The 24,403-nt window shown below is 36.8% G+C and carries 15 protein-coding genes and 1 pseudogene; 9 read left to right on the forward strand and 7 right to left on the reverse strand.

Annotated elements, in window-relative coordinates; translation table 11 throughout:
- Positions 1 to 400 precede the first annotated feature (400 nt).
- Genes AB5M32_RS07180 through AB5M32_RS07190 form a run of 3 tightly spaced genes read left to right on the forward strand, consistent with a single transcriptional unit; the run spans position 401 to position 3,369 of the window.
- A complete protein-coding gene (locus AB5M32_RS07180) occupies positions 401 to 787 on the forward strand; it encodes a YxeA family protein (protein ID WP_178286896.1) in 387 nt (128 codons plus the stop codon).
- 6 nt (positions 788 to 793) lie between these two features.
- Entirely contained in the window at positions 794 to 1,546 is a 753-nt protein-coding gene (locus tag AB5M32_RS07185; RefSeq protein ID WP_010720235.1) for an ABC transporter ATP-binding protein, read from the forward strand.
- 14 nt (positions 1,547 to 1,560) lie between these two features.
- The gene (locus AB5M32_RS07190; protein WP_178286895.1) at positions 1,561 to 3,369 is read left to right on the forward strand and encodes an FtsX-like permease family protein; all 1,809 of its coding nucleotides are present in this window, start codon (positions 1,561 to 1,563) and stop codon (positions 3,367 to 3,369) included.
- Positions 3,370 to 3,743: 374 nt separating this feature from the next.
- Here AB5M32_RS07190 and AB5M32_RS07195 read toward each other — a convergent pair whose 3' ends face one another.
- The 3 genes from AB5M32_RS07195 to AB5M32_RS07205 form a co-directional block, all read right to left on the reverse strand.
- Entirely contained in the window at positions 3,744 to 5,849 is a 2,106-nt protein-coding gene (locus AB5M32_RS07195; protein WP_178286894.1) for a glucosaminidase domain-containing protein, read from the reverse strand.
- Between the two features lie 322 nt (positions 5,850 to 6,171).
- Positions 6,172 to 7,197, reverse strand: coding sequence for a ribose utilization transcriptional repressor RbsR (locus AB5M32_RS07200; protein WP_178286893.1), 1,026 nt, complete (start codon positions 7,195 to 7,197; stop codon positions 6,172 to 6,174).
- 84 nt (positions 7,198 to 7,281) lie between these two features.
- Entirely contained in the window at positions 7,282 to 7,887 is a 606-nt protein-coding gene (locus tag AB5M32_RS07205) for a cysteine hydrolase (protein ID WP_207431859.1), read from the reverse strand.
- A gap of 163 nt (positions 7,888 to 8,050) precedes the next feature.
- On the opposite strand from AB5M32_RS07205, the gene AB5M32_RS07210 reads away from it, so the two are divergent.
- The 3 genes from AB5M32_RS07210 (at position 8,051) to treC (ending at position 13,371) form a co-directional block, all read left to right on the forward strand.
- Positions 8,051 to 8,752, forward strand: a complete 702-nt coding sequence (locus AB5M32_RS07210; RefSeq protein WP_010720230.1) for an ABC transporter ATP-binding protein — start codon at positions 8,051 to 8,053, stop codon at positions 8,750 to 8,752.
- A 9-nt stretch (positions 8,753 to 8,761) separates the two neighbouring features.
- Positions 8,762 to 11,473, forward strand: a complete 2,712-nt coding sequence (locus tag AB5M32_RS07215) for an ABC transporter permease (RefSeq protein ID WP_207431860.1) — start codon at positions 8,762 to 8,764, stop codon at positions 11,471 to 11,473.
- 269 nt (positions 11,474 to 11,742) lie between these two features.
- A complete protein-coding gene (treC, locus tag AB5M32_RS07220; RefSeq protein ID WP_053766489.1) occupies positions 11,743 to 13,371 on the forward strand; it encodes an alpha,alpha-phosphotrehalase in 1,629 nt (542 codons plus the stop codon).
- Positions 13,372 to 13,773: 402 nt separating this feature from the next.
- Here the strand turns inward: treC and AB5M32_RS07225 are convergent, their stop codons facing one another.
- On the reverse strand, positions 13,774 to 14,340 hold the full coding sequence (locus AB5M32_RS07225; RefSeq protein WP_178286889.1) for a hypothetical protein: 567 nt from the start codon (positions 14,338 to 14,340) through the stop codon (positions 13,774 to 13,776).
- Positions 14,341 to 14,830: 490 nt separating this feature from the next.
- Between AB5M32_RS07225 and AB5M32_RS07230 the strand changes: the two genes are divergently transcribed.
- On the forward strand, positions 14,831 to 19,408 hold the full coding sequence (locus AB5M32_RS07230; protein WP_256736186.1) for a BspA family leucine-rich repeat surface protein: 4,578 nt from the start codon (positions 14,831 to 14,833) through the stop codon (positions 19,406 to 19,408).
- Between the two features lie 452 nt (positions 19,409 to 19,860).
- Here AB5M32_RS07230 and AB5M32_RS07235 read toward each other — a convergent pair whose 3' ends face one another.
- Positions 19,861 to 19,965, reverse strand: a complete 105-nt coding sequence (locus AB5M32_RS07235) for a putative holin-like toxin (protein ID WP_223603620.1) — start codon at positions 19,963 to 19,965, stop codon at positions 19,861 to 19,863.
- A gap of 186 nt (positions 19,966 to 20,151) precedes the next feature.
- On the opposite strand from AB5M32_RS07235, the pseudogene AB5M32_RS07240 reads away from it, so the two are divergent.
- A pseudogene (locus AB5M32_RS07240) lies at positions 20,152 to 20,354 on the forward strand (hypothetical protein).
- A gap of 209 nt (positions 20,355 to 20,563) precedes the next feature.
- Here AB5M32_RS07240 and AB5M32_RS07245 read toward each other — a convergent pair.
- On the reverse strand, positions 20,564 to 21,751 hold the full coding sequence (locus AB5M32_RS07245) for an AI-2E family transporter (RefSeq protein ID WP_010720222.1): 1,188 nt from the start codon (positions 21,749 to 21,751) through the stop codon (positions 20,564 to 20,566).
- Between the two features lie 294 nt (positions 21,752 to 22,045).
- On the opposite strand from AB5M32_RS07245, the gene AB5M32_RS07250 reads away from it, so the two are divergent.
- On the forward strand, positions 22,046 to 23,563 hold the full coding sequence (locus tag AB5M32_RS07250) for a zinc ABC transporter substrate-binding protein AdcA (protein ID WP_063626500.1): 1,518 nt from the start codon (positions 22,046 to 22,048) through the stop codon (positions 23,561 to 23,563).
- A 105-nt stretch (positions 23,564 to 23,668) separates the two neighbouring features.
- Here AB5M32_RS07250 and AB5M32_RS07255 read toward each other — a convergent pair whose 3' ends face one another.
- Positions 23,669 to 24,397 carry a LytTR family DNA-binding domain-containing protein gene (locus tag AB5M32_RS07255; protein WP_010720220.1) on the reverse strand — a complete coding sequence of 243 codons (729 nt, stop codon included), beginning with the start codon at positions 24,395 to 24,397 and terminating at the stop codon, positions 23,669 to 23,671.
- Positions 24,398 to 24,403: the final 6 nt, after the last annotated feature.

The raw sequence follows: 24,403 nt of genomic DNA on the forward strand, positions 1-24,403 counted from the left end.
AAGCCTGAATTTTTCAAAACATGAGAAGCTGTTTCAAAAAATTCTTTCTTATTGTCATCAGAGCTACCCGATGTTTTCACGACCTCTGATTCACGGCGTTCAAAGAGCTGACCTCTTGTTCACGGTAAGATCAAAGTAGCATCTTCAAAAAATTTGAGAAGCAGTTTTCGGAAATTCCTTCTTATTTCTTGATGCTAAACACTTTTATCTCAACTTCTTTTTATAAAATTTACCGAACCATCGTCTGAATAAAAAACGATTCGATTCAAGCTTGCGAATCACTCTTTTGCTTTGTGATAGATAAATGACAATATTGAAAGATATTTGACAGTTAAATCAAAGGTAAAATACGGTCTTTTTTTTTATAATTGCCCTATCATATGTGAAAGAAGGAGAGGAAATGAAGAAACTACTGGTCGGGATTGGCATTTCCATTGCAGCGTTGGTATTAGGTTCGGTAGTTTTTATCTTTGGGGGCCTAAAAATTGCGGATCGAATGATCATGGGTGGCGATAGCTACTATGTCAAAATTACGACAGATGGAGAAAAAGAGGAAATAAAAGATAATCGTGATGAAATAACCATCCAATATAAATATACTCTTCCCGGATATGATGAAAAGGGAAGTGAAAAAATATTAACATTTAATGGACAAAAACCGCGTCCTTTAAGAAAAGGAGCCTATTTAGAGATTACATGGAATGAAAACAAAGGTGTCACTTCTTATGAAGAAGTCAAACAAAACGATATACCTAAGTTAGCACAAGAAAAACTAAGTAAAGGATAGATGAAAATGGAAAAAATTGTTGAGGTTCAAAATGTAACAAAAATCTACGGTAAGAATAATGAGAAGAAGACACAAGCCTTAAGTGGGATTAGCTTTACAGTAGAAAAAGGAGAATTTATCGGAATCATGGGGGCATCTGGATCTGGTAAATCAACGTTACTAAATATTTTATCTACATTAGATAAACCCACAGACGGAAATATCCGAATCAATCAAAACGATGTAACGAAGTTAAAGGGAAACCAATTAGCAGACTTTCGTGCGAAAGAGATTGGCTTTATTTTCCAAGATTTTAATTTACTAGAAAACTTAACTGCACAAGAAAACATTGCAGTACCACTTTCCTTACAAGGTGTTAAACCTAAAGAAATCAAGCGACGGGTCAAAGCAGTAGCAGAACGTTTATCGATTTCTCATATCATGGGAAGTTATCCTTCTGAAATTTCAGGTGGTCAAAAACAACGGGTAGCAGCAGCTCGTGCCTTGGTTACACAACCAACGATCTTATTAGGTGATGAACCGACTGGAGCTTTAGATTCTAAGAGTGCGCGTGATTTGCTAGATACGATGAAAGAATTGAATCAAAAAGATGATGTTTCAATTCTATTAGTAACACATGATCCGTTTTCTGCCAGCTACTGTGAACGAATCTTATTTATCAAAGATGGCGGTATCCACGAAGAAGTCAAACGTGGCGAACAAAGCCGTGATGAGTTTTATCGTCATATTCTAACGATCTTAGGAAATCTAGAACAGTAAGGGGAGGAAAAAACATGCTTTGGAAATTATCGCTTACTGGGATTAAAGGGCGTTTAAGAGATTATATTGTTTTATTTTCAGGTTTGGTTATGACTTCAGCTATTTTTTATATGTTCGAGTCAATCGCAAGCAATGAAGCGTTTTTAGAAAATAATTCTACCGTTGGATCAACTGTTTTAATTTTTCATTTTGGCTCGGTATTATTAGCAATCATTACTTTTGTATACATCCTTTATGCTAATTCATTTTTAATGGCGATGCGTCAGAAAGATTATGCAATGTTTATGATGTTAGGGGCTAAGGGCAGAAAAATTGCACAAATGATTTTTACCGAAACATTTGTTGTGGGTGCTACAGCGACCGTCGTCGGCTCTGCGATTGGTGTAGGGCTAACAAGTATTGTGGAACGAATACTCGTTGAACAATTAAACATTTCAATTACACATTTTACACCATTTAGTGTAAAGGGTATTCTGATCACTCTTTTCTTTTTTGCTGTTTTGTTTTTATTAGCAGCAATCACCAATGCTTTTTCAATTGTGAAAAAGCCAATTCTTACATTGATTCGTGCGGAAGCTACACCAACACGAATGAAACAAAATAAATTTTTATTTTTACTTGAAGTTGTATTAGGGGTTGTTTTATTAGGCGTTGGTTATTACGTTCTATCAGAAATTGCACGTATTGGATTGTCTGGTTTAGGGATTTCTCTCGTAACGATTTGTCTGGGAACCTATTTCATTTTCCATTCAGTGATTATTTTCTTCTTGTCTTTACTGAAAAAATCAGAAGGTATCTCATTGAAAAAGTTGAACAACTTTACCTTATCACAATTAAGCTTTAGGATTCGGGACTATACGCAAATGCTTTCAATGGTAGCGATCTTATTTGCTTTAGCTTTAGGAGCGTTAACGGTTGGTTTAGGATTCAGAAATCAAATCTCCGCATTGACCAATTCATCAAACGCTTATGATTTAGTTCTAAACAATGCACAAAAGATTGACCAAGGAAAAGTCAGAGAACTAAATCCAACGTCAAATAACATCTATGCCCAAAAAGAAGATGAACAATACGTTTATTACAATTATGATGAATGGGAAAAAGAGCCGCTTAGATATATTGCATATAGTGGGAACACTTTTGCGGATAACAAAGTAAAGACAGCAACTGCTGAAGAAATCGCAAAATCAAGTGAGTTGCAAGAGACATTAAGACAAAACGAATTACCTACGCAACAAGCGAAGGGAATAAAATTAGTTCGTGCGAGTGAATTCGATCAATTAGCGTTGCCAGAAACAACGTTACAATTAATTACAGTCAAAGATTTTGAAGCAAGTTTACCAGGTATCGAAACATTAGTAAAAGAAAATAATCAAGTCAATCCAGAGTTGAAAGATTACCAAGCCATGAGTGGACAAAAATATGAAATGTATCAACAAGTGAATGGTATTTTCTCAGGGATGGAATTTATGGGCTTCTTCCTAGGAATTGCGTTCTTAGCGATGTTAGCAAGTTGCTTGATGTTTAAGATTCTTTCAGGTAGTAAGAGCGATATTGGTCGATATACGATGTTAGAAAAAATCGGTGCGACTCGTGGCTTATTAAGACAATCGATTCGACGAGAAATTGGTGTTTTATTCTTAGCTCCTGGTATTTTAGGAGCTATCCATGTCTTATTTGGTTTAAGATTATTTGAATTTTTAATGAATGATCCATATCGAGATGTGTTGATACCATTCGGAATTTTCTTTGTCATGTACTTTATTTACTATGTAGTAACTGTTTGGTTGTATACAAGTATTGTTTTGAAAAGAGAAAGATAAAAATACTCTAATAGGTGATATTGTTGGTTTCATCGATAGAACTTGTTAAAGAGACGAAAAAGAAGCATTGGTTCATCTGAGGTATTGAACTAGGCAATATCAGCTTCTGGAGGAATAAATTGTTCCATATGGATTACTGAAGTGGTTTGATGGACGATCCAATAGTTAAACAAAAGGCACACTCCTTTGATTTTTGTTCGTTACTTGAATCTTACAAGGTTGTGTGCTTTTTGTGTACGCTAAAACAAGAAACATCTGAGACATCACACGTTCACTCTAAACATGAATAAGCCGGAGAAGAGACTGAGACAAAACTTGTCTCAACCTCATCTCCGGCTTGTTTTCAGAGCTAGACACTTCTGTCATAGCTTTTTTTAAGTTAATCTACTCCATGATGGATGGATGATCGCTAAGTTTTTCAATAAAGGAATGGTGTCGGCTTTGACTTTAATGACAGTCGTTTTTGGAATTTCTCTGGCAGATAGTTGCAAGTACAATTCCCAGTAATTTGGTGTTTTCATTGTAGAAAGATATTCTGGTTTTTTCTTAATTGTTTTTAAAGACCAAGTGTCTACATCAACTAGCGACATCTCATTCTTATCCCAAGACACAGGTACTACCAAAGGTTTTGAAACATTTTTAACTTTGGTTTCTTTATTATCTTCTTTTTTCGGTTCATCGTATTTAGTTAAATCATACGATTCAATGATCGCATTCAATTTTTTGGCGTATTGTTTATCTGTAGCATAGCGGCCTTCCAGATACTTCGTTGCCTCTTTATAACTTTTGGCTTCAGATTTCCAAGTTGGTTTGTAGAAATCTTTGTTATTGGACAACCCGCCTTTGATCAATTTCGCATAGTCTTCTAAGCTTTCTTTATAAGAAGGGTATTTACGGAAGGTTGCATGGATTTGGTAATTTGCACCGTTGCTGTCTTGTTCCAAAGTATTGAACAAAACACTTTTTCCTTCATAAGTTCCTTTGATGCCAAACAGATTGTAGTTTGGTTCACTTGCCAACAAACTATTGCCAGAACCACTTTCTAAAATCGCTTGAGCCATCATAACAGAAGCGTAGATGCCTTCTTTTTGACCAATTTCTTGTGCGCTTGTAGCAATTTTTTTCAAAAACTGATCCGTTGTTTGATTTTTTGTAAAGTTGAATGAATCATTTAAACCATCTAAAATCGACTGGTTTTTCAGTTGGTCAGTCACGCTTGGTAGACCTGCGATATTGACACGTACTGCAAAATCTGGTCCGAAATCAGCAATTGAAGTAATCCGAACTTTGTCACCTGGTTGAGGGGCATGAATAAATTGTCCATTACCAATATAAATCCCAACGTGGTGAGTGACACCTGAGGAAGGTCCCCAGAATACTAAGTCACCTGGTTGTGCTTGATCTACTGGAATCTGTGTTCCAGCGTATTGTTGTTCGCCTGTCCATCCACCGATATAATGACCAGTGGCTTTCATGTAAACATAATAAGCTAAACCCGAACAGTCAAATGTACTTGGTCCTTTTGCTCCCCAAACGTAGGGTCTGCCTAAATATTTATAGGCTTCTTTCACGATTTCTTTTTGAACTGCTGTCGTGTTTGTTGGTAAAGTTGTTTCAATCGGTGTTTTGCTGACAAAATCGGAGGACCCGTCTACAGGATTTTCAATTCCTGCCTGTTGACCTTTATTTTTGTCATTTGTTTGGTGATTGGAAGAATTATTGGTATTCGCTGAAACAACTGAATCGTTACTGGTTGACGTTGACGGTTTCGATTGTTCTTTTGAACTATCAGTTGGTTTATTTTTGTCTGTGCTAGGTTTCGTTGTATCATTAGGTTTTGTCGTTTGAGAAGAATCTTGAGTATTTCCAGCTGAATTAGTCGTATCCTGAGTAGAAGAGTCTTCAGATGGAACAGTTGGTGTGTTGAATGAAGCAGTCAATGATAGATCCATTACACCAACGACAAAGAATCTTTTTTGATAATTCACTTCTTGGGCACCATTTACTTGGAAAGAAAGTAATTTTTCACCTTTAGGAGGGGTGATTTCATAGAACACTTTCGTTCCTTCTTTCAACCCACTGACCGTGCCATTAGGTTGGATGGTCAACTCTTTTTCTTCTCGAGGGGCGTTACTGATAACAGACAGCTTAATTTTCCCCAGTAATTCGGGATTAACTGTCAGTGTATGTGTCGCAACTTCTTCCGCAGGTTTCTCCGTTGATTCGCCTGTTTCAGTCGTTGATGAATCAGAGGTTGATGATTCACCCGTTGAGCCAGTTGTGGCTGATGAATCTGTGGTGGACGATTCAGTTGTGTCTGTACTTGATGCTGTTGAAGTTACAGAATCACTTCCCGAAACAAGTGAGCTACTTGTAGTTGTTGGTTGGTTTTCTGTTGCAAAAACAGCTTGAGTCGATAAAATCGTTGGAGCAATCAGCCAAGATGCAGCAAGTAGGCGTATTGCTTTATTTTTGTTCATATGCGGTACTCCTTTTCTTTTTGCTTGTGACGAGTCTCTATGCTCATGCAACTGTTGTTAATACATAACAAAGATCTGATTTTTTTGATTAATAAGCTACGATTCTTTTTTCTAATAAGTCGCTTCGCTTTAACATTTTAATTATTCTGCATGCCATTAATTTGTTGGGGGAGAACAAATTTGGGGGAAATGGTCATACTACTTAAATTGTACCAAAGGAGATAGATTTCTACAAAATATTTGTAAAAATAACGACCGTAAAAAACAAAAAAAAAATAAAACACAAAAATACTTCATCATGTTTTATTTTTTTCTTCATAATTTATTCACAAATGCTACTTACACGCTTAGTTGAAGCTCTTTTTTTCAATTCTACTGGTAATAATTTTTCGCTCCATTCTTTTTCAGGCGACTGGATACGGGCTAATAATAATTGAGCAGCAGATTGACCTAATTCAAAAATTGGTTGAGCGATCGTCGTTAATTTTGGTTTGACATATTCACACATATCCACATTATCGTATCCAATCACACTATAATCTTCGGGGATTTTCTTTCCATGTTCTTCCAACCCACGATAAATACCAAAAGCGAGCTCGTCGTTTAAGGCAAAGATTGCGGTCGCAGAGGAATTAAGAATCGTTGGAACGACCTGGTACCCACCATTTTTAGAAAAATGAGTAGGTAGTAACAATAAATTGTCGTGCGAGAGCTGATAAAAATCTAGTGCATGTTTAAAACCCTCGATCCTACGATAGACGTTTTCAGGGGGATTTTGTGGATAAACGAGCGCAATGGATTGGTGACCTAAATAAAGTAAGTGTGTACCAGCCAAGTATCCTCCACGAAAATCATCTGTGCTGATCGCATCACTAAATCCTTCAGCCTTTTTTTGATCCAACACAATAAAAGGTCGATTTTGTTTCTTGAGATTTTCATTGATTGCTGTAGTCGAAACAGCGGAAGTAGCTATGATAAACCCATCGACGCCTCGTCGTGCTAATTCGGCTAAATACTCAATTTCTTTTTGATGGTCAGAATCAGCGTTACATAAAATCGTCACGAAGTTTTGTTTGTATAACACATCTTCAATTCCACGCATTAGCGTATTAAAAAAAGGGTTGGTGATATCCGGCACGAGGACACCAATCGTTTTTGTTTCTTTCGTAATCATTTGGCGAGCGACATAGTCAGGTTGATAGCCGAGAATGTCTTTTGAAGCAAGCACTTTTTCAACTGTTTTAGCGCTGAATTTTTCTTCATTACCATTTAAAATCAATGAAACAGTGGCAATGGAAACACCAGAATGTTTTGCCACGTCTTTAATCGTTATTTTCTTTTTCTTCATTCTGATACTCCTATCTAACGGTTACTTTTATTTTCCCATGGAAAACCAGCAATGTAAATGAAAAACAAGGCGTGTTTGGTTCCTTTATCTGGCTTCTTCGATTGCTTGAAGGATTTCTTTGGTTGTACGCACTCGTGCTGTTTTTGGAAACATTTTTTCAAAAAAGAGCGTATGAAGATCTAGATCTCGATCACTACAACCATCTTCGATAACAATAACATGGTAACCATGTTGAAAAGCATCTAAAGCGGTGGCATAGACACCGTTTGAAGTTGCTACACCTGAAAGAATGAGCGTATCGATCTTTCTTCGACGAAGTTGGGCATCTAAAGACGTTCCAAAAAAAGCACTTGGATTATGTTTAGTGATCGTGAGTGTGTTTTGTGTTCCTTTGGTGGTAGGTTCAAGTAATAAATCAGTAAATTCTTTAGGGGGGGTATAAAAAGCACCTGCTTGTGCTCGGTCATTTTTAGCACTCAAATACTGAAAGCTGGTAATATCGACATTGACTAGTATATTCCAAGCAGGTGTATGCTTTAACTGCTCAGCAATCAGTTGATTGTTTGAGAGGATGGTGGTTGCATCATAAGGGAATAATTGCCCAGAATTCACAATTCCTTTTTGGAGATCGATCGGTAAAAAAGCTGTTTTTGCTAATTCGAGTGGAATAGATGATTTTGTAGTAGTCATGGGTTTTCCTTCTTTCAATAAATAGATCGTTTTCCATGTAAGTAAAACATAATTTCTGTATTTGTCAATGAATCGTCTATCAAATCTTTAGTCTGATTCATTTCAATGGTAAAATAAAAAGTAGCGACTTTATTCGTAAAGAGATGGAGATGAGAGAAGAAGGATGAGCTATGTAGAAGTAATCAACGAATGTAAACGGTACAAAATGGGAGAAACAACGATTACCGCAAATGATAATATTTCATTTGCGATCAAAAAAGGAGAACTAGTCATTATACTTGGTCCAAGTGGTGCAGGGAAGTCAACTGTTCTTAATATATTAGGCGGGATGGATAAGCCAGATGAAGGGCAAATCATCATTGATCAGACAGACATCGCTCAGTTCAACGATAAACAATTGACCGCCTATCGTCGAACAGATGTCGGATTTGTATTTCAATTTTATAATTTGGTACCGAATTTAACAGCAAAAGAAAATGTCGAGTTGGCAACAGAAGTTTCACCAGATGCGTTAGATCCAGTGGAGGTATTGACACAAGTAGGTCTGGCACATCGGCTGGACAATTTTCCTTCACAGCTTTCAGGAGGAGAACAGCAGCGTGTTTCCATTGCTCGAGCATTAGCAAAAAATCCGAAATTACTTCTATGTGATGAACCAACAGGTGCGTTGGATTTTGAAACAGGGAAACAGGTGTTGAAGTTATTACAAAATGCGAGTAGAGAACATGGGAATACGGTGTTGATCATTACTCATAATTCTGCCTTAGCACCAATTGCTGATCGTGTCATCCATATCAACGATGCGAAAGTCCGTTCGATTGAAACAAACGATCATCCTTCAACCATTGATGAGATTGTGTGGTAAGGAGGGGCTATGAAAACAAAAACATATCTTAAAGCAAGTGCTAGAGAAATCAAACAATCGAAAGGCAGATTTATTGCCATTGTATTGATCATTTTGCTAGGGACCTTGTTATTCGTAGGCGTTAAAACGGCGGGGCCGGTTATGCAAAAAACGATGGATCACTATGTTGAAAAAGGCAATCTATCGGATTTACAAATCATTTCAACTGGTGGTTTAACGGAACAAGACGTAACTAGAGCCGAAAAAATCCCTGATGCACAACTGGAAACGGGAAAACAATTTTATTATTCCAGCTCAAGTAAAAACGAAGTTGTGCAAGTTTTTTCTTATAAAAAATCAAATAAACAAAACCTTTTAGAAGTAGTAGAGGGGCATTTACCAAAGAATAAAGACGAACTCGTACTAGATGAAAAAGCAAAAAGTCTAGGCTATAAAATAGGCGAAACGTATACGATCGATTCTGACAACGTGAAAAAGAAAGACTATCAAATTGTTGGATTTGTACGATCGCCACTTTTCATCAATAATTTAGAACGTGGTTTTGCCAATGTCGGGAACGGCACAATCGATTATTTTGTTTATTTACCTGAAACAGAATTTAACACAGACATTCAATCGGTTATTTATTTAACGTTTAAAAATGTTTCATTCTTTGATACTTATAGTAAAGAATATCGGGACAAAATGGCACAAAACCAAAAAAGCGTGGAGAAACTTTTCCAAGATCGACCAGCTGCACGTTTAACTGAACTAAGGGAACAAGCTAAGGAGTCTTTACAACCAGAAAAAGAAAAGGTGAGTGCTGGTCAAGAACAAATTAGTCTGGCACAAAGTCAATTGGCAGCTGCCAGATCCCAACTAGAGCAACAACGTTCAATGATCGAACAATTGCCTGAAGTACAACGAACAGTAGCAACTAATGAACTAGCTACGCAAGAAGCACAGCTAGCTGAGCAAGAAAAGCAAGTCGCTGAACAACAAGAAAAACTGAATGATGCACAGGCCCAAATTACCGAAAATGAAGAAAAGATCAATCGTTTGGAAAAACCAACCTATCGTTTCCAAGAGCGTTCAGATAATGTGGGCTTTCAAGAATTTGGTGATTTAGCTGAACGGATCGCAGCCATTGCTAATGTTTTTCCTGTTTTCTTCTTCTTTATTGCAGCATTGATCACTTTTACGACGATGACACGGATGGTCGAAGAAAACCGACGAGAAATCGGTACGTTGAAAGCATTAGGCTATACTAAATTTGAAATTGCAAAAAAATATGCTATTTATGCAAGTTTAGCTTCTGGTCTAGGAATTATTTTAGGAACCGTCTTAGGAACCAATCTATTACCAAGAATTATTTTTGAACTATCGAATGAACGCTATGATATCGGATCAGCAGTCATTTTTTATGATTGGTCTCCGATTTTACAAGCGGCAGTGGCGTTTTTTATCGCTGCATTTGGTGCAGCGATGATTGTCTTATTCAAAGATTTAAGAGAAAGACCGGCAGCTTTATTACAACCCAAAGCGCCAAAACCAGGCAAAAGAATATTATTGGAATATATCACACCACTGTGGTCAAGATTAAGCTTTAATCAGAAAATCAGTTATCGAAATCTGTTCCGTTATAAATCCAGAATGTTTATGGCAATCGTTGGGATTGCTGGTTGTGCTGGTTTAATGGTAGCAGGCGTAGGATTGAAAGACTCTTTAAGCTCTGTTTCTGATAAACAATTTGGCCCAATTACGAATTACCAAGCAATTGTCACTTTAGATGGAGAAACAGAAAACAGTGAAACAAAAGCAAAGGAACAGTTAGAATCCGATCCGAAAATTACTGATTTGCTAGCAGTAAACATGCAAACGATCGAGCTTCGGCAACAAGGACAAGCGACTCAAAGCGTTACGATGATCATACCGGAAACGTCAAAAGGTCTATCACCGTTTATTCACTTGATCTCATTAAAAGGACGTAACATGGAGTTGAATGATTCAGGAATCGTCCTCACACAAAAAGCTGCCGAACTGTTTGATGTATCTGAAGGAGACCGCCTTTCATTGTACACGGATGACCAAAAAGAGTTATCGGTTACGGTGAAAGCCATTGCTCAAAACTATTTAGGAAACTTTGTTTATATGAGCCCTGCCTATTATCAAAAAGTATCAGGAAACGAAGCTTCTACAAATGCTTATTTAGTTCAAGCTGACCCAATGTCTAAAAAACAAGAGAATGCTTTGTCAGAAAAGCTATTGGGAACCAATGCAGTAACAAATACGTCTTTTGTTTCGAAACAAATGGAAACCCAAGAAGAATCACTTGCGAACCTCGATTCAATCGTTGTGATTTTTGTCGTTTTATCAGGGCTGTTAGCGTTTATCGTGTTGTATAATTTAACCAATATCAATATTTCTGAACGAGTGCGGGAATTATCAACGATCAAAGTACTAGGCTTTTTTGATAAAGAAGTAACGATGTATATTGTGAGGGAGAATATTATTTTTACTTTAGTTGGTATTGTAGGTGGATTTGGCATCGGCTACGTCCTAACTGACTTTATTTTACAACAGGCTTCAATGGAGACGGTGATCTTCCCATTAGTGATCACTTGGAAAGCATATGCTCTTTCTGCTGTTTTGACTATTGTCTTTACAGTTATCGTCATGGTGGTGACCCACTTCAAACTAAAACACATCAATATGATTGATGCTTTGAAATCAAACGAATAAAAAAAGCTTCTTGCTAAAAGTTGAGTAGACTTTTGCAAGAAGTTTTTTTATTAGGTAACTGGTTGATGAAAAGAAAATTTGGTGTAGGGAAAATGATACGCAGGTTTTGTTATGCCAATTTGTTGGATGTGCGACAGTTTATAATGGGTGAGGTCTTCCTATTAGAGGACTTAGCTCAGTCCTTGATAAACGCTTCCTTTTCCTTTATAATAGGATTTGTAAACTTGTATATATAAGTTGGAATAATAGCTGATTGGAGGCGAATGAGGATGTCGTTTAATGAGAAAGTAGTTTATCAAATTTATCCTAAATCTTATCGTGATAGTAATGGTGACGGGATTGGCGATTTAAAAGGGATCAAAGAAAAATTACCTTATCTGCATGAACTAGGGGTCGATATGATTTGGTTGAACCCCATTTATCCGAGTCCACAAAAAGATAATGGCTATGATATTTCTGATTATGTAGCGATTGATCCACTATTTGGAACGATGGAAGAATTTGAAGAACTAGTCACACAAGCAAAGAGCTATAATATAGAGATTATGCTTGATATGGTTTTAAACCATGTCTCAATAGAACACGAATGGTTTCAAAAAGCTTTAGCTGGCGATCGTTTTTACCAAGATTTTTTTATTCTAAGAGATGAGCCAACCGATTGGGTATCTAAATTTGGTGGTAATGCATGGGCGCCTTTTGGAGATACGGGTAAGTATTATTTACATCTCTATGATCAAACACAAGCAGATTTAAATTGGCGAAATGAAGCAGTGCAAACAGAGTTGTTCAAAGTTGTTCGTTTTTGGATGTCTAAAGGGGTCAAAGGCTTTCGCTTTGATGTGATCAACGTGATCGGGAAAGATGAAGAACTCAAAAATAATGCAGAGAACCAAGGAAAAGCAGAATATACTGACAAGCCGATTACTCATACGTATCTTCAACGATTAAATCGGGAAACTTTTGGACAAGATCCAGAAATCATCACAGTTGGAGAAATGAGTTCAACGACGATTGAAAATTGTATTTTGTATACGGAACCAAGTCGGAATGAGCTTTCGATGGTGTTCAATTTTCATCATTTGAAGGTTGATTACGAAAATGGAAACAAATGGAGTACGCCACCTTTTGATTTTGAAGCTTTAAAAAGTCTGTTCCATACATGGGGCGAAGCGATGAGTAAAGGAAATGGCTGGAATGCGTTGTTCTTAAATAACCACGACCAGCCAAGAGCCCTCAACCGCTTTGTAGCAATTGATAAATACCGCACAGAAGGGGCTAAAATGTTAGCGACGATGATCCATTTGAATCGTGGGACGCCTTATATTTATATGGGGGAAGAAATTGGGATGATCGATCCAGACTTTCAGCATATCGATGATTACGTCGATGTAGAAAGTTTAAATGCTTACCAAGAAATGCTGAACCAATCCTTCTCGGAAGAAGAAGCTTTTCGGCGAATCAAGGCGAAATCCAGAGATAACGCTCGGACACCGATGCAATGGACAAGCGATGAAACAGCTGGCTTTACCACAGGAACACCTTGGTTAGGTTTAGCAGCAAATCATGAGGTCATCAATGTAGAACAAGAACGTACATCTGAACAATCGATTTTCGCATACTACAAAAAATTGATTCAATTGCGAAAACAATATCCTGTAATTGCATCAGGGGACTATCAAGCTTATGAACCCGATCATCCTCAAGTATACGGTTATTTAAGACAATTAGACGGACAAAAATTATTGGTTTTAACTAATTTTTACGAAAATGAAACGACCATAACGATCCCAGAAGAATTTGCTAGTGCCCAACCGCTTATCAGCAATTATGCCAATACTCTTATCCAAGAGGAATTGACCCTAAGGCCTTATCAAGCGATCGCCCTGTTGATCCAGTAAATAAAAGATCAAGAGCAAAAAACACAAATTGGTAAACGATGAGCCGATAGTAACTGAGCATGATCTTTGTTTCTAAAGTAATAAAAAACTTTCATGAGTTTAACAAATTACTGATGTCCTTATGAGCAACTGTTTTGAAAAAAACGATGAATCGGTTGCAGATAAAATTTTATACGAGATATTTTGAAAGAAAATTGAATTTTTAATGGACCATCAGCTAGTGGGAAAACATTCGACCCTTAATCCATGATTTATTGAATTAAGGTCGTTTTTATTTTGTCTAAAAACAAATGTGAGATAAGAAGAAAGAATCATGAAAAAATCGATTGAGTAATGATAAAATTGAGTATCGCAAATCAAAGAATATGATGGAAGCAATAACCATTTAATGTATGCTCTTATCTAAGAAAAAAGAGGATACAATATCATTAATAGACCTAGTGTAAGATGGACTATAAATCTTTTATTTGTATTTTGCATAAAACTTGCCTGAAGTTTTTCTGAAACCCAAACAAATTGTAATTCGTTTTTGGGATGGTCTATTAAATACTGTTTAAATATTTCGCGTTCCTTTTTTTTGGATTTAATTAAGTAAAAACCTGTAACAGCACTGATGGTAAGGGCTATTCCCAAATAGGGAATTATATAATTCAAATTTTTAGGAACGTCTTCAATAGGGAAAAAGCAGCGAATAACACGTTCCAAAATAAAAAAGACAATAACATAAATGATAAATGAAAATTTTCTTTTTAGAGCAAAAGAAGGATCCTTTTTTTCATAATATTGTGAGATTGCTTTTTTTCGTTTCTTTTGTTCTTGTTCAGTTAGGTTTGGAAAAGTACGCTCTCTTTCTTGTTTATATAGAGCCATGATATCTGAATACTCCTGTTGGATCTGCCTGACTTTGTAGACTGTATAGATAAAACTACCATAATATATTAAAGTAAGCATAAATTTAATTAAAAGCATTATTTAGTTCTCCTTAAAGGCCTTTTTTTAATTATAGCAAACAACATTTGAAAGTAGCTTTAAAAATGTAATAAAAAAGAGAGCGGGGCAATAATCAGATTTTTTTCTGACTATTGTCTCACTCTCTTTTTCTTTTACCTATTAACCTTTACATAAAGCGTAACATGTAGGTGAAATATTTCTTCAGATGATAAGTAGTAGAAGAAGCTTGATTGATTTCCTCGATCAATGAAAGAAATATATACAAAAAAAGTTATGGTAAACGATCAAAATTCAAGAATATTAATTGGGAATATTGAGCGTTTATGCTTAATTAGAACAAGTAAAATAAATGTTGCAGGGGAGATGATTCATACGATTTTGTCAGCTTCGGTAACAAAATGGACATTGGAAAGAGACATCAATTGAAAACAGGGGAAACACCTAAAGCTGATGAAGTGGTATTGACGAGAAAGTAATGATCAAAAATAAGAGCAAAAAAGGAGTAAATATGAGTAAGAAAAAATTAACAGCAAAACGTAAAAAACAGCTATTAACGATGTTTGCGGTGGCTGGGGTGATGGGAAATACTGGGATCGCACCAACGATGGCATTAGCGGATACTTTGTCACCAACAGCTGAAACTGCTACTGAACAAACACAGGCGAATGAAGCAAAAGAAGTCATCGATCAAACGATACAAAACGTCACAGATCCGTTAGTAAACCCAACGGATTCAACCACTACAGCTAGTGATTCATTAGCACCAACCGATGAAGCAACGGATGAAACAACTGACGACACCCAGGAACAAGCAACAGCACCGACTGCCGAAAGTGAAGGGGATGCAACCAATCCAACTGCTGAAGCGCCAAAAGTAGCGCAAAAATCGAACGTGGCAGCTGCCTCCGAGATAACAGGCACATGGGGTACCAGCTCGTATACTTTTGATGAAAACACAGGAGTATTGACAATCGGAGCAGGTGAGTTAAGTGGCTATAAAGAATCGCCATGGTACGGAAACAAAAAAGTAGATCCTAAAGCCATCAAGAAAATAGTCTTGTCTGGGAAAGTAGTTGCTCCAGAAGATTCTAAAAGCCTATTTTCTGGTTATTACCTTATGAATGCAACTGAAATCGAAGGGTTTAGTCAGCTGAATACCAGTAACGTAACAAATATGGAGTCTATGTTTAAGGGTATGAGAAACATGACAAGTTTAGATTTAAGTGGCTTTGATACCAGTAACGTAACAAATATGGAGTATATGTTTAACGAGATGAGCAGCTTAACAAGTTTAGATTTAAGTGGCTTTGATACCAGTAACGCAACAGATATGGAGTATATGTTTGCTAATACTCCACTTAAGAAATTGATTCTAGGAGATACCTTTAAATTTGTAGAAGCATTTTACGGAAAAGCAGGTCTTACTTCTGCTTGGAAGCGAGAAGATGGCAAAGGAAAGGCTTATACAGCAGAAGATTTCATGGACAACTATGGCACCGGTGACTTGACTGCTGGCACGTATGTTTCTGCTACAGGATGGTGGGGTACCAGTCCGTATAATTTTGATGAAAACACAGGAACGTTGACGATCGGAGCAGGTGAGTTAAGTGGCTATGAAGAATCACCTTGGAACAGCGGAACAGTGGATCTTGAAGCAATCAAGAAAATTGTTTTGTCTGGAAAAGTAGTTGCTCCGGAAGATTCTAGATACTTATTTAGTACAAGTACCCCTGGTAAGGACCTTACGAATGTAACTGAAATTGAAGGGTTAAGTCAACTGGATACCAGTAACGTAACAACTATGAGGTATATGTTTTATGGTATGAGCAGTGTAACAAGTTTAGATGTAAGTAGCTTTGATACTAGTAAAGCTACAGATATGGGTTATATGTTTCGCAATATGAGCAGTGTAACAAGTTTAGATGTAAGTGGCTTTGATACCAGTAAAGTAAAAGATATGGGTTATATGTTTAGAGGTATGAATAGCGTAACAAGTCTAGATGTAAGCAATTTTGACACTAGCAAAGTAACATCTATGTCTTATATGTTTGCTGATACTCCACTTAAGAAATTAATTCTAGGAGATACATTTAAATTTGTAAATGGAACTGGAGCTCTTACTTCTGCTTGGAAGCGAGAAGATGGCAAAGGAAAGGCTTATACAGCAGATGATTTCATAAAAAACTATGGCACCGGTGATTTGACTGCTGGCGCGTATGTTTCTGCTACAGGATGGTGGGGCACCAGTCCGTATAATTTTGATAAAAACACAGGGACATTGACGATCGAAGCAGGTGAGTTAAGTGGCTATGAAGAATCACCATGGAACAGCGGAACAGTGGGTCTTGAAGTAATCAAAAAAATTGTCTTGTCGGGAAAAGTAGTTGCTCCAGAAAATTCTAAATACTTATTTACTACAAATACCGTTGGTAAGGACCTTACGAATGTAACTGAAATTGAAGGGTTAAGTCAACTGGATACCAGTAACGTAACAAATATGAATGCTGCATTTTACGGTCTGAGTAGCGTAACAAGTCTAGATTTAAGCAATTTTGACACTAGCAAAGTAACATCTATGAGTAATATGTTTTATAAGACTCCACTTAAGAAATTAATTCTAGGAGATACCTTTAAATTTGTAGGAGGACAAGGAGCTCTTACTTCTGCTTGGATGAGAGAAGATGGCAAAGGGACGTTTTATTCAGCAGCAGATTTCATGAACAACTATGGCACTGGTGATTTGACTGCTGGCACGTATGTTTCCGTTGAAACAGACACGTGGGGTACTAGTCCGTATATGTTTGATGAAGATACAGGAACGTTAACAATCGGAGCAGGTGAGTTAAGTGGCTATAAAGAATCGCCATGGAGCAGTAATAAAGTAGATAGTGAAGCCATCAAGAAAATTGTCTTGTCTGGAAAAGTAGTTGCTCCAGAAGAGTCTTTAATCTTATTTAGTGGAAATGACACTAATCATGAACTTACGAATGTAACTGAAATCGAAGGGTTAAGTCAACTGGATACCAGTAAAGTAAAAAATATGAGTTGGATGTTTTGCGGACTAAGTAGTGTAACAAGTCTAGATGTAAGTGGCTTTGATACCAGTAACGTAAAAGATATGAGTAATATGTTTCGCAATATGAGTAGCGTAACAAGTCTAGATGTAAGCAGCTTTGACACTAGCAAAGTAACAGATATGGGTAATATGTTTGCTGGTACTCCACTTAAGAAATTAATTCTAGGAGATACATTTAAATTTGTAGAAACAGATGGAAAAAACGCAAGTCTTACTTCTGCTTGGATGAGAGAAGATGGCAAAGGGACGTTTTATTCAGCAGCAGATTTCATGAAAAACTATGGCACTGGTGACTTGACTGCGGGCACGTATGTTTCCGTTGAAACAGGCACGTGGGGTACCAGTCCGTATACTTTTGATGAAAACACAGGAGTATTGACGATCGAAGCAGGTGAGTTAAGTGGCTATGAAGAATCACCATGGAACAGCGACAAAGTAGATATTAAAGCCATCAAGAAAATTGTCTTGTCTGGAAAAGTAGTTGCTCCAGAAAATGCTAATTTATTATTTACTGGAAGTATCAGTAAAGGTAACCTTATGAATGTAACTGAAATCGAAGGGTTAAGTCAACTGGATACCAGCAACGTAACAGCTATGCAATCTATGTTTTATGGTCTGAGTAGCGTAACAAGTTTAGATGTAAGTGGTTTTGATACCAGTAATGTAACAACTATGGAGAATATGTTTTACAATATAAGCAGCGTAACAAGTCTAGATGTAAGTAGCTTTGACACTAGCAAAGTAACAACGATGAGAAGTATGTTTAAGAATACACCTCTTGCTAAATTAACACTAGGCGATCACTTTAAAGCGGTTGGAGACACTGGTTTATCAGCACCGAAAGCATTGAACGATGGAGATCAGCTGACAGGAAATTGGATTCGTGAAGATGGTCAGTCCAAAGGCTATTCACCTGCTGACTTTATGACAAATTACGGCACTGGGGATTTAACGGCAGGAACTTATGTGGCAGAACTAGTTAAAAGTGAGTTGAAACCACAAGAATATCATGTAGGAGATGTCAATATTACTGGAACCTACACAGGGGATATGTCTCTCGGCCGATTAACCGTTAATGGCAAAGTTGTCAGCTGGGGCGGTAGCTTCAAAGATGGTCAATTCAGCTATTATGTCGGTGTTGGCAAATTAAAAGTCGGCGACAAAGTCGTATTAGATGGCTACAACAAAGAGAAGGAATTGATAGATTCCAAAGAGATTGAAGTGATTTCCGAATCTTCAGGATCAATTGATCAGGTGGACACTTATAAGCTAGGTGATTCAACCATTACTGGAACTTACACGGGGGATATCCATAAAGGAAAACTAGTAGTGAATGGGGAAGTAATCAGCTGGGGCGGAACCTATAAAGATGGTAAGTTTAGCTATTATGTGAACTCTCAAATCATCAAAGCAGGGGATCAAGCAACGATTCAAGGCTATGATAAATTCGATACACCACTAGGGGACCCACAACCAGTGACTATAGGAGAACAACTGGGTCAATTAACAGAAGCCCATCGTGTGGGAATCAGTACAGTGATCGAAGGAAACTACACAGGCGATGTTTACCAAGGAATCTTGTTGGTCAATGGCGAAAAAGTTAGTCAAGGCGGCAGCTTCAAAGATGGCAAGTTCAGTTATTATGTAGGAAACCTTAAAGTGTCAGAAGATGATCAAGTAGTCTTGATGGGTGCCAACAATCGAGGACAGCAAATTCCAGGATCAGAGATTGATGTCACTATTCAAACACCAACAGCTGAAATCAACGAATTGACTTATAAACTTGGCACACAAACGATCAAAGGAGCCTATGGTTCTGATACCCAAGTTCACCAAGGGCACTTGTTTGTCAATGGTAAACTGATCAGTAAAGGTGGGAGCTTTAAGGATGGGGCAATCAGTTATTATGTGAAGCCAGACCTAATCAAAGCTGATGACCAAGTGACAATGAATTTCTATGATGGAAGTGGCAACTTATTGGCTGAAAACCAAACAGTTTCTGTAAACTAAGGAAAAATAAATTCATGTAAGTCTAAAAACTGGGGCATTGATTAGAAAAAATCTGATCAATGTCTCAGTTTTCTTGATTTAAGATACGCTCAAAATTCAAACAGGTTGAGATAAATGATGAATACCGGAATGTGTACATTAGAAAGTAAAGCAGCGACAAGAAAGCCGCACACACTGATCAACCTGCCACGAGTCCAATCACAACCACCTTTGAACAACATGAAACAACGATGACTAATAACAGTGGATTTAACGCTTCACAAAATCCATTGGATGGACAATGATATTAGCAATGATGATTTCCCATTCTGATTGTAAAAGTTCAATAAAGTTGATATAATGAATACGAAAAGAGGAGTTGCGCTAACAACTCCCTTAACAGCACCGTTTAAGACGGTGACCAGTTTAATATTATTTTTGAAAAATAATCGTCGACCGGCTAAAGCTGACGGTTATTTTTTTTGATTGTTGTTTACAACTGCCAAGATTCCAAAAATGATTGTTGCGATTAAAGAACCGAAACCAATCATTAATCCTAGCGCCGTTTCAACAGGCAAAAGGCTTCTCCTTTCTGTAAGATTTTGGAAGTACGCACATACGCACCACCTCACTTTCAATCGGATAGCCACCGTCACAAACTTTACTGTCTTGATTATTATTAGCATATCTAAAATTGACTAAAAATTCTCGATTTTAGTTGTTTTTTCTATAATTTTAGCGAGGTGATCGTGATGGAATAATCTATTGTTTTACTCGGTAAAATTCAGGAAATCAAGACACAGCCATTGCTTGTGCGATTTACATTACCAATGAGCCCTGAACCAATCAATCAGTGGTCAATATAGAAATAACGGATAAATTGCTTATTTTGGAAGAAGGCAATTATACTATTTCAGTAACAGGTCACTTCAATAAACGGAATCACTTAGTCATTGAATCGATATAAATTAAAAACCCCAATCATTTTATGCGATTGATGAGCATACAAAAGAAGAGCTGCACTCCTAAATGTGGATTGCAGCTCTTGTTGTTTTACATAGAAACAGGAACAAAGGTCTGTTTAGTAGAGACTGGGACAATAGTCTTCTTCAGTAAGAAAAAATAAGCTTGATCGCCCTAGTACCTCGTTTTTTTGAGAGGTGTTCCAGACTTTCTTTACTCTTTTTCAAAGTAGTCTTTTTCCGAAAATTCTGCTTTTTGGTAGACACCCTGATCGCCATAATACTTGTTGTAGCGTTGTTTGAACTTTTTAAAAGTAAAGACAACCAATAATTTGATCAGTGTGTAGATAGGGATCCCAAAAATTACACCCATGAGTCCTAGTAAATCACCCATCACTAATAAAACAATCAAAATAGTGATTGGATGGACTTGAAGGCGATTGCCCATAACTCGAGGGATAACTAAGTCCCCATGAAGTAATTGGACGATGAACCAGACCAAAACAAACTTAATTGCCATGAATGTCGAATCTTGGAAAGCAATAAACAATCCAGGAAAGAAGGCAATAAATGGTCCAATGTAAGGAATGATACATAAAATCCCTGCTGCGATTGCTAGTATGCTTGCAAATTCTAAGCCGATCAATAAAAATGTGACCCAATAGACAGCTCCTAAGATGAAAGAAGCAATGATTTGCCCTTTTAAGAAATCACCTAATTGTTGATTGGCAATTTTAGTCAATGTCCGAAAATCTGTACGGAACTTGGGTGGTACGATCCCTAACACAGCTTGATAAAATTTCTGAGGATCTCTTAATAAGAAGAACGCAATGATTGGACCAGTAAACAATGTAATAAAGGTAGATGTTACTGCTGAAAAGATATTCCCGATACTTTGTGCGCCACTTTCCCAATAATCGCCAATAAACGAGGCAAAATTAGATGTCCAATCATCAATCGATGAAAAGAATTGATCGAATGTGTCCGCAAAAGGTGTTTGCGCTAGGAAGTTTTTCAAAGTTTGTATAAAATCGTTGAACAAATCAGGAAAACTAGTCATTAGTGTTTTGGCTTGTTGCTCCAAGAAAGGAACTAACCAAACACTCCCTAAGCCGATCAAAAATAAAATAATGACATAAACGATAGTAACAGATAAATTTCTAGATAGTTTTCGGCTCAAACGTTTGATCAACGGGTCTAGTAAATAATATAAAACTAACGCAAATAGTACTGGGGCGAGTGTCGTCGCAAAAATCACAAAAAATGGTTTAAAAATAAAACCGATCTGCTGAAAAAAGTAGATCACTAAAGCTAACATAATCAACAACCCTAATACATAATAAGAAGTCGTTCCTCCTAGAAAACGTATCAGACGTGACTGATCTTTAGAATTATTCTTCAATTTATTACTCCTTTCAATGTACTAAATCGCTCTAAGTTCAAGATAAAAGTAAAAGGAAATTGTTTTTTACCTATCGGGAACGTCAAGCTGATTTATCTTATTATAGTCGGAACTAGTGACAAAAAGAAAATGATACTGTTCAGAAATGGCTAGAAAATAAAAAGAAATAGTTTTAAGAAAACGCTTGACTATTTATTTAGCGATATGATAAATTAAATCCTGTTGCTAAAACGTAAAGATTACGATTTGGTAACTTTAATCGTAAAATGAAAGAAGATGAAGGAGTGTCGTCAAATGAAGCGTTTGGTTTATTTATTAGGGATAGTAGTTACTGTTTGTATACTTGCCAGTTGTGGCAATCAACAAGAAGCCTCGAACAAAAAAGAAAAATTGCAGGTGATGACGACTTTTTATCCAATGTATGATTTCACGAAAGAAGTAGTGGGAGATGAAGGAGAAGTTGAGTTATTGATTCCTGCTGGGACAGATTCACACGACTATGAGCCGTCAGCAAAAGATATGGCAAAAATTCAAAATGCGGATGTCTTTGTCTATAACAACGAAAATATGGAAACCTGGGTACCAGCAATCCAAAACACATTGAAAGAGGGGAATGTGTTAGCAGTCAAAGCGACTGAAGGGATGTTGTTGTTACCGGGTAGTGAAGAAGGACATGACCATAGTCATGGCGAAGCAGGGCATTCTCATGAATTAGACCCGCATGTTTGGTTAGCTCCAAGTTTAGCAATGAAACAAGTAAAAAGTATAAGGGATCAACTGATCACAAAATACCCCGATAAAAAAGAAGCCTTTACTAAAAATGCGGAGAATTATTTAGAAAAATTACAAGAACTTCATCAGAGTTATCAGGATACCTTAAGTAAAGCAAAACAAAAATCTTTTGTTACCCAACATGCCGCATTCAACTATTTGGCATTAGAGTATGGACTGAATCAAGTGTCAATAGCTGGCTTATCCTCAAGTGAGGAGCCTTCAGCCGCAAGAATTGCTGAATTAAAACAGTTTGTAAAAGATCATGGGATCAAATATATTTATTTCGAAGAAAATGCAAAAGACAGTATCGCTAGAACTCTAGCAAATGAAGCCGGCGTTTCTTTGGCTGTCTTGAATCCTCTAGAAGGTTTAACGAAAGAACAACTTGCAAATGGTGAAAACTACTTAACCATAATGAAAGAAAACCTCAAGTCATTACAAAAAACGACAGATACAGTGAATCCACTGGAAGCCACACTGACACCAGAAAAAGAAAAAAATGTATATAATGGTTACTTTGAAGATTCAGCTGTGAAAGACCGCAAATTGTCCGATTGGAAAGGGCAATGGCAAACGGTCGATAACTATTTAGCTGATGGAACCTTAGATCCCGTATTTGAGTATAAGGCAAAAATCGATCCAAAAAAATCAGCAAAAGAGTACAAGGATTATTATACCGTCGGATACCAGACGGATGTCGAAAAGATCAAGATTGACGGAGATCGAATGGCATTTACTTTTAAAAATGGTGAGACGAAGCAATCATCTTACCGATATGCAGGTAAAAGAGTTTTGAATTACGCTGCAGGAAATCGAGGCGTACGCTACTTATTTGAAGCAGTAGAGGCAGAAAGTGGCGCTTATCGATATGTACAATTCAGTGATCATTCGATTGCACCAACAGATTCGGAACATTTTCATATCTATTTAGGGAATGAAAGTCAAGAAAGTTTACTGGCAGAAATGGATCATTGGCCAACTTTTTATCCAGTAGAGATGAGTGGGCAAGAAATTGCGCAAGAAATGCTGTTACATTAAACTACAAAATAGGAACAAGAAAAGATAAATAAGAAAAAATGAGCAAAACAAACAGACGAGTTTTGCTCATTTTTTTTTGTTTGTTTTTGGGGAGAAGTCTGAGATTTACGAGATCAATTTTTTTAAACCACGTACAGAAGCCGGAATCACTTCGCCATTTGCTAACGTGATTTCACGAGTTTTTTTGTTGATCGTACGGACATTTTGAGTATTGATCACGTATGATTTATGGCAGCGGATAAAATGACGGTTCATTTTCTCTATTTCTTTGATTTTATCATAGAACTGCATTTGCGCATGAGTCAAATGAACCTCTAATTTATGTGGCGTTCCTGGGGAAGTAGAGAAATACTGGATATCTTTGATCGGCAGAAATTTTATTTCATCGTTAAATTCGATTTTAAAAATATCTTTTTGTAAAGGAGTCGCTTTGACATCTTCAAAGATCTTACTTAAAATACGTTCCACATTTTCTTTTAAATCAAAAATATCTTCTTTGATAATATAATCAGTCGGTTCAATATTACTCTTTAAGATAGACATTGAAAGATCCGTATGAGAAGTAACATAAATAATTTTTCCTAAAGGATCTAGATCTCTTACGCGTTTTCCGATCATAATACCATCTAGATCGCTATCTTTTAATTCAATGTCTAAAAAATAAATACCAAAAGATGAGGTTCGTACTCTAGCTGCTTGAAGAAGTTCAATTGGATCAGAAGTGGCGATATGGACATAACTATCCAAATTCTCAATCATAATTCGATTTTTGATCACTGCTGAAATTACTTCCAACTGTTTCGTGTCATCTTCGCAAATATAAATTGGAATCATACGAAT

It is taken from the genome of Enterococcus sp. C57, from assembly GCF_040887305.1.
Classification (GTDB): Bacteria; Bacillota; Bacilli; order Lactobacillales; family Enterococcaceae; genus Enterococcus_B; species Enterococcus_B hirae.